The 12,244-nt window shown below is 49.7% G+C and carries 10 protein-coding genes and 2 tRNA genes; 8 read left to right on the plus strand and 4 right to left on the minus strand.

The annotated features are described in order from the left end of the window. Positions 1-59: 59 nt before the first annotated feature. Positions 60-1,448 carry a hypothetical protein gene (locus GF111_RS22135; protein ID WP_047730337.1) on the plus strand — a complete coding sequence of 463 codons (1,389 nt, stop codon included), beginning with the start codon at positions 60-62 and terminating at the stop codon, positions 1,446-1,448. 46 nt (positions 1,449-1,494) lie between these two features. On the opposite strand, the gene GF111_RS22140 is transcribed toward GF111_RS22135, so the two are convergent. The 3 genes from GF111_RS22140 to mtfA all read right to left on the minus strand — a co-directional run bounded on the left by GF111_RS22140 (position 1,495) and on the right by mtfA (position 3,925). Then, positions 1,495-2,769, minus strand: a complete 1,275-nt coding sequence (locus GF111_RS22140; protein ID WP_047730338.1) for an integrase arm-type DNA-binding domain-containing protein — start codon at positions 2,767-2,769, stop codon at positions 1,495-1,497. A gap of 180 nt (positions 2,770-2,949) precedes the next feature. After that, a tRNA-Asn gene (locus GF111_RS22145) sits at positions 2,950-3,025 on the minus strand. A 99-nt stretch (positions 3,026-3,124) separates the two neighbouring features. Beyond that, the gene (gene mtfA / locus GF111_RS22150) at positions 3,125-3,925 is read right to left on the minus strand and encodes a DgsA anti-repressor MtfA (protein WP_038872331.1); all 801 of its coding nucleotides are present in this window, start codon (positions 3,923-3,925) and stop codon (positions 3,125-3,127) included. 92 nt (positions 3,926-4,017) lie between these two features. Between mtfA and GF111_RS22155 the strand changes: the two genes are divergently transcribed. The 3 genes from GF111_RS22155 (at position 4,018) to GF111_RS22165 (ending at position 6,240) form a co-directional block, all read left to right on the plus strand. After that, positions 4,018-4,107: transfer RNA gene (locus tag GF111_RS22155), tRNA-Ser, on the plus strand. Positions 4,108-4,372: 265 nt separating this feature from the next. Then, entirely contained in the window at positions 4,373-5,005 is a 633-nt protein-coding gene (locus GF111_RS22160) for a helix-turn-helix domain-containing protein (RefSeq protein WP_038872328.1), read from the plus strand. 272 nt (positions 5,006-5,277) lie between these two features. Beyond that, positions 5,278-6,240 carry a hypothetical protein gene (locus tag GF111_RS22165; protein ID WP_147190380.1) on the plus strand — a complete coding sequence of 321 codons (963 nt, stop codon included), beginning with the start codon at positions 5,278-5,280 and terminating at the stop codon, positions 6,238-6,240. A 50-nt stretch (positions 6,241-6,290) separates the two neighbouring features. On the opposite strand, the gene GF111_RS22170 is transcribed toward GF111_RS22165, so the two are convergent. Then, positions 6,291-6,725 carry a DoxX family protein gene (locus tag GF111_RS22170; protein ID WP_038872322.1) on the minus strand — a complete coding sequence of 145 codons (435 nt, stop codon included), beginning with the start codon at positions 6,723-6,725 and terminating at the stop codon, positions 6,291-6,293. Positions 6,726-8,402: 1,677 nt separating this feature from the next. Here GF111_RS22170 and GF111_RS22175 point away from each other — a divergent pair. The 4 genes from GF111_RS22175 (at position 8,403) to GF111_RS22190 (ending at position 12,229) form a co-directional block, all read left to right on the plus strand. Continuing rightward, positions 8,403-9,368: an ImpA family type VI secretion system protein gene (locus GF111_RS22175; protein WP_038872313.1), complete on the plus strand. Its 966-nt coding sequence runs from the start codon at positions 8,403-8,405 to the stop codon at positions 9,366-9,368. Positions 9,369-9,392: 24 nt separating this feature from the next. After that, a complete protein-coding gene (tssB, locus tag GF111_RS22180; RefSeq protein ID WP_038872309.1) occupies positions 9,393-9,950 on the plus strand; it encodes a type VI secretion system contractile sheath small subunit in 558 nt (185 codons plus the stop codon). Beyond that, entirely contained in the window at positions 9,947-11,473 is a 1,527-nt protein-coding gene (gene tssC / locus GF111_RS22185) for a type VI secretion system contractile sheath large subunit (protein WP_019456177.1), read from the plus strand. Before tssB ends, tssC begins: the two co-directional genes overlap by 4 nt. A gap of 231 nt (positions 11,474-11,704) precedes the next feature. Further along, on the plus strand, positions 11,705-12,229 hold the full coding sequence (locus tag GF111_RS22190; protein WP_004935369.1) for an Hcp family type VI secretion system effector: 525 nt from the start codon (positions 11,705-11,707) through the stop codon (positions 12,227-12,229). Positions 12,230-12,244 lie beyond the last annotated feature (15 nt).

The following is a 12,244-nucleotide window of genomic DNA, read 5'->3' on the forward strand; positions in this document are numbered from 1 at the left end:
GTCCTTGTATTAGTACAATTAGCTTTTATGCGTCTACCAAACATTATCAGGATGTGATGATGGCTAAACTGAACAAGAAACAACTTGCTTTACTCAAGGAAATGCCTGCCGATCAACTCATGCAAATAATTTGTGATATTGCAGAGAGTAATGGTCAGGCAAAATCCTTTATTATTAATAAATATCTGTTAACTCCAGAAGAATCACTGAAAAAGGCTGAGGCTGAATACAAAAGGGTAATTAAAACAAAACGCTTTTATGATTATTATGAAGCAGCGGTTTTTTTTGAGGGGCTATACAGGAATGTCATATTTCCACTTGAAAAGACGGTATTAACGCTGCCTGAAAAAACCGAGGCGTTTTGCCATGATTTACTGCTCTCATTTGATAAAGTCAGCGAAATTGCTGATACATCAGATGGATCATGGATGGACTATTATAATGGTGCTGCCGAAATATGGTTGAAATCCCTGTCCCTACAAAAAGACAAAAGCATTGATGTTATAGCGGATAAAATACTTTCCGTGCTTAAAGGTGATGTATATTTTAACTTTGATATTTTTGATAAGTATAAAAAAGAGCTGGGATACAATGTTATTCGTGCTTTAAGGGAAAGTCTTCTTAAGACAGGTGATGTTAATTATGCTGTTGAGTTAAGTCTGTATATCAGGGATGTTGATTTCATCAGGCAATGCTTTGAGAAAAGAAAACTGAACCAGCCAGAATACATCATTAAGTTTGCTGAGTTGCTGGTTGATGAACTGTGCACTGAGGAAGCCATTCAGGTTCTCAATAAAATCAAAGAAGATAAATCAGTTGATCAGGCAGGGCTTCGTGATAAATGGACTGAGGTGTTGGCTCTGGCGTTGATTGAAGAAGGCGAGATTCAGCAGGCAAAAACAATTTGTATAGACGGATTTAAGAACAGGTGTGATGTTATTTTTTATAATATCTATAATCGGGTAGAGAAAAATAATGACTCACTGGATTTGTTCTCTGGCATAGCAAAGAAAAAAGGCTTTCCGTTTGTTATTCTTTTCTTGTCCGGGACAGATAGTTATGGAAAACTTGATTCTGAAGTCATGAATGCGAGTGAAAATGAAATCGCAGAGATGATGTCTTTATTACGCGGTTCTTTTGTTCGTACCTTATCGAGTGAGCTTTACAGGCATGGTTATGCATGTTCTGCAACTCTGCTCCGTAGAGTGCTGGCAGAGGACAGTATCAGTCGTTCTCAGAGTAAATACTACACCTATGCAGCATCTGATATGAAAAAAAGCATTGATTACAGTAAAGATATTACATGGACTGAAAAAATCCCTTCTACAGAAGAGTATTTAAAATCCCTGTTTATTGAGCACAAAAGAAAATACGCACTCTGGGAAATAATGCTGGAAAAAATCGCTGGTTTAGTGATAGAGAAAGATTCAGTATCATATTCAGCATAGAGTGTAATTAAGCATGAAGTTGAAAGGCCGCGAACGGCCTTTCCCTTTATTTATTTGAAGCAAACTCAAACGGCCTGACCATATGATTGCTGTTAGCATCAAGGAAATCGGCCCACCACTGAAGCATCAGACGGCGTTGATCAAGGTGTTTAGCCTTGTGGGTATAAGCAGCACGGACGCTGTTGCTTTCCTTATGGCTCATTTGAAGCTCTACAGCGTCTTCTGACCATAGCCCGGACTCAATTAAGGCACTACAGGCCAGAGTGCGGAAACCGTGTCCACAGATGTCCTGCTTCGTGTTATATCCCATATTACGCAGGGCTTTGTTGATGGTGTTTTCACTCATGGGTTTAAACGAGTCATAACAGCCAGTGAAGATTAATCCATCATCATGGCCTTCTTCATAAGTCAGTTGTCGGATCTCTTTTAGTATCCTCATAGCTTGCTTACAGAGGGGAACGAAGTGCTTACGCTTCATTTTAGCCCCACGAGTCGAATGTTTGACGTTTTCAATTGCTTCACGCTGTTCGGGTATCACCCATAACTTACTTTTGAAATCAATTTCTGACCAGCGAGCGAAACGAAGCTCACTGGAACGAATGAAAATCATCAGATTGAGCTGTATTGCCAGTATGGTTAACCTGCGGCCTTTGTATTCGGCAATTTTGTTCAGTAGCTGGGGTATTTCTTCCAGCTCAAGTGCAGGGCGGTGTTCAGTTTGTGGTTTCTGAACTGCACCTTCCATATCATAGGCTGGGTTATGGCGTATCAGCTTTTGCTGGACGGCATGACGCAGGATTGCCGTAATGTATTGTTGAATGCGCATGGCAACTTCAAGATAACCAAGAGCCTCAACTTTTTTCACCGGAACCAGCAGATCACCCGTATCCAGTTCGGCAACATCTTTGTCACCGATTACCGGGAAGACATAAGTTTCAAGGCGCTTCCATACGGCATCACCATAATCATCAGACCATTTTGTTTTCGTGGAGAACCACGCTTTGGCTACTGTTCTGAAGGAGCGTGTATTATCACGTTTGGCTTTAAGCTCTTTAACCTCTGCCTGTTTCTTTGCATTAGGGTCAATACCCTGAGCCAGAAGCCTTCTGGCCTCGTCACGGCGTTGTCTTGCGTCAGAAAGAGAAACAGCAGGGTAAACACCGATAGAGAAAAGTTTTTGCTTTCCTTCGAAACGGTAGGCCATTTGCCAGTATTTCGAACCTTTAGGGGTAACACGAAGGAACATACCAAAGCCATCAGTCAGCTTATATTCCTTCTCAAGGGGTTTTGCATTTTTTGCTTTAATATCAGTCAGTGACATGAAAACGCCCCCTCGTTTGTTGGTAAAAGGGAAATCGAACCAGCATTACCAGCATTTTTACCATCAAAATGATATGGCTTCGAGTGGTTTTTAGTGAACGAGGGTGAACGACTGAGAGGGGATAACCAATTGATAGAAATGCAGAAAGCAGACGTTAGTGAACGTCTGCTTCCCTTAAATTGGCTCCTCTGACTGGACTCGAACCAGTGACATACGGATTAACAGTCCGCCGTTCTACCGACTGAACTACAGAGGAATCGTGTGAACGGGGCGCATCATATCCAGCGGCCCCGGGTGTGTCAACGCTAAATTGCCTTGAGTGGTGCGACTGCTCGGTATCTGAGCAATGTGCCCGTCAATCAGCCCATTGCGCGTCGTTCTCCGCCTGGCTGCGTAGCAGGCGCGCCAGCGGATCCTGGCGGTAGAAGCGGCAAAAGTGCTGGTACAGCGCCGGGAAGCGTTCGGCCAGCAGCTCGGGGGCGCTGAAGAAATACTCCGACAGCACGGCGAAGCACTCGGCTGCATCGGTGGCGGCGTAGGCATCCATGCTGGCGGCCTCTTCACCGACCATGTCTATCTCGTCCTGCAGGCTTTCCATCGCGGCGTGCAGATCGTGCTCCCAGGCGGCCACCTCGCGCAGCGGGATCGGCGGTACGCCGGTGGCGACGCCGCCGTTGCGCATATCCAGTTTGTGCACCGCTTCGTGGATCACCAGATTGAAACCGGAAAGATCGAAAGAGTCCTGCACGTCTTGCCAGTTGAGCACGATCGGCCCCTGTTCCCAGCTTTGGCCGGACTGCACCACCGGCCCCGAGTGCACCAGGCCAATTTCGTCCTGCCATTCGTCTTCCACCACGAACGGAGTGGGGTAGAGCAGAATTTCGTTGAAGCCGTCGAGGCACTCCGCGCCGAGTTCCAGCACCGGCAGGGCGAACAGCAGGGCGATGCGCGCCTGCATTTGCGAGGTGAGCTGCAGCCCCTGCAGCGGCACGATGCGCTTTTGCTGCAAGATCTGCCCGGCAACGGCCACCAGCCGCTGCTGCTCCTGCTCATTCAGCGGCGAGAGCAGCGGGATCGCCAGCGCGTCCTGCCACTGGGCCTGAGTGTCTGCCTGGGGTTGAGAGGGTTGAGTCGCTTTCCACGGCCATTTAATCATCAGGTTGCTCGTAAACTCATCACTTGAACGTTCAGCGGTATGCTAATGCTGTAAAAATGCCGTAAAAGCGGGCATGATAGCAAGCGTTGTTAGGAGAGATGCCGGAGCGGCTGAACGGACCAGTCTCGAAAACTGGAGTAGGGGCAACTCTACCGGGGGTTCAAATCCCCCTCTCTCCGCCACTATTCAATCACTTACGAATAAATCTTTCAACGATCCCCATCACAGTAAAACCAGCGTTCCTATCGGCTGTCGTCCCTCATATCCCTGTCCCGACGTTATCAAACCGTCTTTTCGTCTCACTCTTTGTCCTGCTGTGATCGCCACCCCGACCTGCGCCGTTTTCCCGTTTTTACGCCTCCTGTCACGCGATGCGGTGTTGTACTGTTGCCCGCGGGTAGGGTAATTTGCTGATGGCAATGATGACTGACGCGGGGGCTAACGGGCATGAACGAGAAAATCGACTATCACATCGAGAAATACCATTTCGCGCCGCTGGATGAGGCCCCGCGGCTTGCGCACCAGTGGAGCGAAGTGCTGAACGAGTGCCGCGAGACGCAGGCCGGAGCGGAAGAGCGTCTGCGCATTGCGCTGCTCAACGTGGACTACGTAACCAGCTTCGAACTGCCTTTCCGGTTATTGCTGGTGCGGGCGCCGCAGCTGATCGCCGGAATACGGGAGGAGCTGCCGCTCAGCCAGAAGAATGTGGTGTTCAACGGCAAGCGTTTCGGCTGCGTCTACAGCCTGAAAAGCGATTTGAGCGGCGTGCCGGAGGCCTTTCAGTACAGCCTGTCGACCCGCATTCACCGCCGGGCGGCATCGGGCGTGGACGCGCTGCCTTACCGGGAAATCGCCAAGGCGCTCAAGGCGCCGCGTGAGCGGCTCAGACTGGCGCTCGAGCAAGGGCTGCCGGTAACGGCGCTGGACGGATTGTTCTGGTTCGGCATCCAGCGCATTGCCGCCGAGGTGCGCAGGCTAAGAAAAACCGGCATGGCGATCGTGACGGCGGAAACGGAGATCTTCGACACCCTGACCGGCACCACGCGCAAGGTCCCGGTGTACCGCCTGGCCGAGAGTTAATGGCCGATAGCCGGCGGTTCAGACTCTAAAGCTTGATTCCCGCCGGGCTTTGCCTGGCTCTTCCAGGTTCTTTTTTACCCGCGTCTCCTCGCCGCTCGGCAAGCAAACCGACGCGACGTATTCCTCAAACCTGAAACGTGTTCGCTCTGCCGCTGTACAACGCAAACGGCGGGCCACCGCCGATAGCCGATGCCATGATGGTGTTTCCGGTCGGCGGCGCCGTTTGCCGCCCACCTTTGGCTAGCATCGACGAGGGTTTGAAGGGGAAGAGTATGTTGAAACGTTTTGCACTGCTGTGCTGGTGCCTGTTCGGCGCTAACGCGCTGGCGGCGGGCCCCAATGCCAATATCAAGTATTACGGCTATGGCTGGCTGGACTTTTATGAAACCGCCACGCCGTCTTTCAGCGCCACAGAAGCGCTTAAGGCGATTACCGACACCGGCTTCAGTATGACCAATCTGAATGTGGTGCACACGATGGCAAGCCTTAATCTGCCTGTTTGCGCCGGTGGCACCTGCGCCGTGAATATTCAGGCTGGCTCGGGGGCGGTATCGGGATCGCCGTTTATCGATATCTGCCCTGGGGCGGTCTCGAACAGCAGTTGCCGGGCCGCAGGTTCCTGGAACGCCATCTGGACGGTGGTCAAGAAGATCGCCGAAGCTAAATATAAGCCCGGCGCCATTTATTTTATCGATGAGCCGTTCGACGTTCCTGCCTTACAGACCGCGGGGAAATATGACGCTTACCAATACTCCAGCTATGTTTGCACCCTGCGGCAGGCCATGCAGCAGTATGGGGTCGCGATCCCCGTCTATACCATCTTGTCCTACCGGCATGCCAACAACGCCGAATGGATCCGTGAAATACAGCAGGGCGCACCCGCGACCGCGTGCCCGGCCAACGTCAAAAGCACGCCCGATTGGGTTGGGGTGGATAACTACAACTGGTCGGTGGCGGATATGTGGAGTACCTACAATCGCCTGGCGCCGATAAGCGCCGCCGGACAAAAATGGGTGTTGGTACCGCCTTCTACGGCGTCGTTAGGAATGAACGACCAGCAACTTCATGCGCAAATTCAACTGTATTGGGATTTCATTAATCGGTATCCGACTGCGCCCGTGGTTTACATCATGAACTGGCGGTTTGATCGCGCGGTCACCGAGAACCGCGCGGCCTTCCCCGAATCGACCGCCTTATTGTCTTTCATGGCGAACACGCTGCTCACCAAACCTTAAGCGTGCAAAAAGGAGGTTCACATCAGGAACCTCCTTAATCATGGTACCGCTTATCGATAGGCTTCATTGCGCGCGATCGCGTATTTGCCGCTGCCCAGCAGCAGGATGGCAAGCCCGCCCATAAAGAACACCAGTTCGTTTTCAATGCCCCAGGCGCCGACGTCGGTGACGGTGAATACCTTGCCAGTGCCCACCATCAAAAACGCCACCACCAGCGTAAAGGCGTAAACCAGCGCGGCGGGGCGGGTGAACAGCCCCAAAATGATCAGTATCGGCGCCAGGATCTCGCCCACATACACGCCATAGGCGATGAAGGCGGGCAGCCCCTGTTCCCGCAGCGCTCCGGCGATCCAGCCGACGCCATGCTGAATTTTCGCTACGCCGTGAAACAGCATCAGCCCGCCGAAGGTCAATCTGAGCGCCAACTTGCCGGCGTCCGGGCGATCAAAAAGACGAGTGAATGCCGCATTCAGTGATTTAACCATGGCCTTTTCTCCTGAATAGGAATGATTTTCAATCAATGTACCAGCCAGGTGAATGCGAAAGATGTCCTGGATCAGTAAAACGGTGGGCTTCGCGTCGACTTTTCGCGTGAGGTGGAGGGATAGCTGAAAGGCGGCGGCTCTCTCAGGGAGCGCACGTTCAAGGAGGCAGGGGAGGTTGCGTTCCGCTTTTTCACCCGCAATAACATTCTCACACCGGCTGAACGTAGGGTAAAAAAAGTCTCTGGGCCGTTTTCACGCGTTACCTGGTTATGCGGCTGCACATTCTTTTTATGTCTTTTTTTACCCCCGGAGTCGCGGCGGCGTCACTGTGTGAGGATGGTGGCAACATAAAGATCAATAAGGTTTTTTTCCTTAATAATAATCGACGAAGCGCGTGTGATATAACTCCATAGGGTTAATCTTGTTTTTATTTTGTACCGCTAACTAATTAGCGGTTCTTTTTCGCCATCTTATTGGGAATTATCTTGCTTATTTTGTTTTGCGAAAGTTGATCCTGTGGAAAGGAATGCTGCTCGTTGCATTTATTTTCGATTTTTTCCTTTTTTTTTGATGTGAATTCAACGGTGAAGAGATTCCGACTGATTTTATGAGTGGCATTATGATCGGTTGTAAACTTTGGTGAACTATTTTTATCAGACTAAAAATAACAGAAATACTGATTTTTTAAGTTGTTGAATTGTTTAATAATTGTATATTATTTTGTTAATTTTTTATTAAAAAAATAATGTTTTTCCTTGATATTGGTTTTGGCTTTGCTAGTATCAAATTAGTGGTCTTATCAGTTAGGAAAACATCCCTTGAGCATGGAGTGGATCGCTGGTCATAACGGGGTTATCGCCGTCACAAGATTGAAGTGGTTATTTTTCCGGCAGGTGAAATGATATTATTTATACCACTTTATCGAACCCAGCGATTTTTTAGATGCTGACTCAGTGCTGGCCTGGCGTAAAAGAATACGTCGGTGAGTGGGGGAGTGAATCTTAAGTTAATCTGATCATTACCCTGGGTTAACTATAAAAAATGCGCTTTATCAACCCAGCTGTTTGCGCGCCAATACCGTGTTAGGTGCGCCACGGCGGAATGTTAACTCAGAACCTAAGCTTTAAAATTAATAATCAAAACTCTCGCCAAATTGTTTATTTTCACACCAGGTTTCGCATTTGTAAGTACTGAGTGCTGGAAATGAAAGTCACACTGTCATCGTGTTCTCATGATCATTTCGTGCTACCCGATCGCAAGAAACGAATGACTGTCATGCTTGTATGAAAAAATTTCACTATTTAGCATAGTTACCATTTGATTGTTAAATTATTTGTATTCTGAGGTTTTATTGGAATTATCCTACCAACGGAGAAACGTTGTTTTTAGGGCATTTTTTGATTTTTTTCCTATTATTAGCTTGCATAATTATTGCTTGTAACTTATTGATTTTAAAATTAAAAAATAAATGTGTAAATGTAAAATAGTTTAAACCGATCACTGAGTTTTTATTGATAGGTTTAATCTATTATTGTTGTTAATATTAATACATCTAAACAATTTGCGGGCTTGGTGACGACTAATTACGCTAAAAGGACTCTGGGAAAGACTGGCGAATGTAAAAGCCCATTTTTATAGGCTTTATGTTTGTAGTGCTGATGAAAAGGATATCAGGCCATGAATGAAGTCATCTCAACAGCAGTTAACGGCGTCGAATTTGACCCTCGATACAGTGAAATTGAATTCACGTTATCGGAATTTGACAGCCAAACCGATCCGCTGAATGCCGTGGATAATGCGCGCGACATCAATTGGCATGCTATTCGCGAGCAATCCGCCGCCTTACTTGAACAGTGCTTCGATTTACATGTCGTGCTGTGGTTTATGCGCGCTAACCTTCATATCGATGGTTTTTCGGCTGTCTATCAAGGCATCACGACTATCGACGGCAAATATGCCGAAGAGGGGAGCACCATTTTCCCTCAGGCCGATATGGAGCCGGCGACGGACAGCTTCCATGCGGCCGCGTTAGGCTGGCTCGCCACCTCGTCCTGCCTGCACGAAATCAAAAACAGCAAGATCTTCCCCGATACGCCGTTAACCACCGATGAACTGCTCAATATGCGAATGGACGAGCAGGAAGGTAAAAGCCTGCATTTTTCGGAAGTGGTGAAGGTGTTGGGGCAGGCTGACAGCTATTTTGCCGGCAGAAATATGCCGTCATTAAAAGAACAGCTGTCGCGGGGAATCGACGCCCTGGAGCGCGTGGAAAACTACGCCAACCTGCAGGCTGAAGATTACCGGCTGGACTGCCGCCAGGTACGCGACTATTTAGCGCTCTTCAGCCGCCAACTGCTCTCTCTCGAACAGCAGGAGTTGCCGGAGGAGATCGGCGCTGCGCCGGCCGACGCGGAAGCGGCGGAGGTGCCGGCCACCCTGCCTGGCAAATATATCCGTTCCCGGCAGGATGTCATTTTGCTGTTGGACCAGGTTTTGGACTATTTCCAAAACTATGAGCCCAGCCATCCGGCCCCCATTCTTATTCGACGTTCACAAAAAATGATCGGTATGGACTTCGCGACGATTGTTGAGGAGCTTTTGCCGGAATCTCTGGCCTCGTTAAATCAATTGTCCGGGAAGTAATTTTTCTCACAAAGGAGTTTTCCAATGGCTAAGGACTCAAGCTCTCAGAAATTTATCGGTAAAAATAACGCGCCCCGCGTGCAAATTGAATATGACGTAGAGCTCTACGGTTCACAAAAGAAAGTAGAGTTACCTTTTGTCACGGGGGTCATGTCCGATCTCTCTGGGCATCGGAAAAAACCTTTGCTGCCGATCGAAGAGCGGAAATTCCTGACGTTCGATCAGGACAATTTCAACGATCGCATGCGGGCCATTAAACCTCGTCTTCAATTTTACGTGGAGAATACCTTGAGTGAGGACGATGCGCTGCTGGACGTGGAATTAGAGTTTGAATCGATGGAGGATTTTTCGCCCGGCGCCATCGCCAAACGGGTTCCGCAGATGCAACGCCTGCTGGAGGCCCGCGAACATCTCACGGAACTGATCACGTATATGGATGGCAAATCCAGCGCGGAAGAGGTGGTGAAGAATCTGCTTGAGAAGCCCGATTTTCTGCATCGTTTGGTGACGGATGCACGTAAAACGGTCGCGGATGCAGAACAGGATGTGCAGGATTCCGGGAATAAAGGAGATGAGGAATGAGAGCGAGGCAACGACGCTATTCAGCTAAGCAGCAGGCAACGGCGGTCGCTGAAGTTGAAACGCAGGAAACGGAAAACGAGCTTGACGGTCTGCTCAAGCGTTCGTTCCGGCCCAGAACGAACGAGGCCTCAGAAGCGGTTCGTCGGGCCATCGGCACGCTGTCCGAATATGCCAACCAGGGCAAGGTCAAGGTCAGCCAGGATGTCGTATTGACCATTGAATCGCTGATCGCCCAGATTGACGAGCAGCTTTCGCAGCAGATGAACAATATCTTGCACCATAAGGAGTTCCAGAAGCTGGAGTCCGCCTGGCAAGGTCTGAGTTATCTGGTTGACAATACCAACGTCAGCGAAACGCTGAAGATTCGGGTATTGAACATCAGCCAGGATGAGCTGACGCGCAATCTGCGGCGCTACCGAGGATCGGCCTGGGATCAAAGCCCGGTGTTCAAACAAATTTATGAACAAGAGTATGGCCAGTTCGGTGGCGAGCCGTTCGGCTGCATCATCGGCGATTTTGAGTTCGATCACAGCCCGATGAGCGTGACGCTGCTGACGGAGCTGGCGAAAATTTCCGCCGCCTCGCACTGTCCGTTTATTTCCGCCGCTTCGCCGTCGCTGCTGCAGATGAGCAAGTGGAACGAATTGGGCAACCCGCGGGATATCGGCAAGATTTTCACCACGCCGGAATACGCTTCCTGGCGCCGCCTGCGCGAAAGCAACGATTCGCGTTATCTGGTGCTGACCATGCCGCGTTTCCTGTCGCGTTTGCCTTACGGTGCGAAGACCAACCCGATCGAAGAGTTCGCTTTCGAGGAGGCCGTCAGGCCGGATATGGATGATGATTTCTCCTGGGCCAACTCGGCGTATGCGATGGGCGTCAACATCAACCGCGCCTTCCATGAGTACGGCTGGTGTTCGAAAATCCGCGGCATCGAATCCGGCGGCTCGGTGGAGGAACTGCCCGCCTACGCGTTCCCTTCCGATGAGGGCGGTTATGAGCTGACGTGCCCGACGGAGGTCGCCATTTCCGATCGGCGCGAGCAAGAGCTGTCAGACGCCGGGTTCTTGCCTTTGGTGTATCGCAAACATTCTGATTTCGCCGCCTTTATCGGTTCTTGCACCATGCATGCCCCGGCGAAATATGAAGATCCGGATGCGACGGCCAACGCCAAGCTTTCTTCCCGGCTGCCGTACATTTTTGCCACGTGCCGCTTTGCACACTATTTGAAATGCATCGTACGCGACAAAATCGGTTCTTTCCGTTCCAGAGACGATATGCAGCTGTGGCTGAATGATTGGCTGATGAATTACGTGGATGGCGATCCTTCCGTGTCGACGGAAGCGACGAAAGCGCGTCGTCCATTGGCCGCCGCCGAAGTTCGCGTTGAGGACGTTGAAGACGATCCGGGTTATTACCGCGCACATTTCTATTTGCGCCCGCATTACCAGTTGGAAGGCATGACCGTGTCCTTGCGATTGGTATCAAAACTTCCGTCAGCCAAAAAAGATGGGAGCAGATAAGTCACGGCTGGTTATTGGTTTGGATATTGCCGACGTTAATTATTAAATGGCGTGGGTGAGAATTGATATTTCATTGAAATTTAGCGGCGTTATTCTCTGCGTCATGGCTATTTATTAATGGCTAATGGGTTCCCATTGTCGCTATTTCAATGATTGCGTAGGCAATATAACGACTTATCTGAGTAGACATTTCAATTAACGTAGTAGGACCTGTCAGTCAAGGAGACAAAAATGAGCACTAAAGCTTTAGTAGACTATTTTTTGAAGATTGAAGGTGTTGACGGTGAATCCCCTGACCAAACTTATCCGGGATGGATTCAGCTGCAAGCCTGGCAATGGGCGGAGGAAAATGCCGGGCGCTGGGGATTCGGCAGCGGCGGTGGTTCCGGCAAAGTCGAAATGAAAGACTTTGAATTCCGTATGGTAAGCAATAAGGCTTCGCCGAAGCTGTTTCTGATGTGCGCCACCGGCGAGCATATTCCTCAGGCAAAACTTGTTTGCCGTAAATCAGGCCAGGGTCAGCAAGATTTTATTGCCGTGACCTTCAGTAACTGCCTGGTTTCCTCATTCAAGACCGTGGGTAATATGCCGCTGAACTCCACCATCGGTACTGAAATCGATACCGTGCTGCCAACCGATGTTATCAAGCTGAATTTCGCACGTATCGAAGTTGAGTACAAAGAGCAAAACAACGATGGCTCCATGGGTGCGGTGATTAAGACGGGGTATGACCTCAAGCTTAACGCCCGCATCTGATCATTGATGTCGTAA

Origin of the sequence: Serratia sp. HRI (genome assembly GCF_010119335.3) — a bacterium.
Taxonomy (GTDB): Bacteria; Pseudomonadota; Gammaproteobacteria; order Enterobacterales; family Enterobacteriaceae; genus Serratia; species Serratia nevei.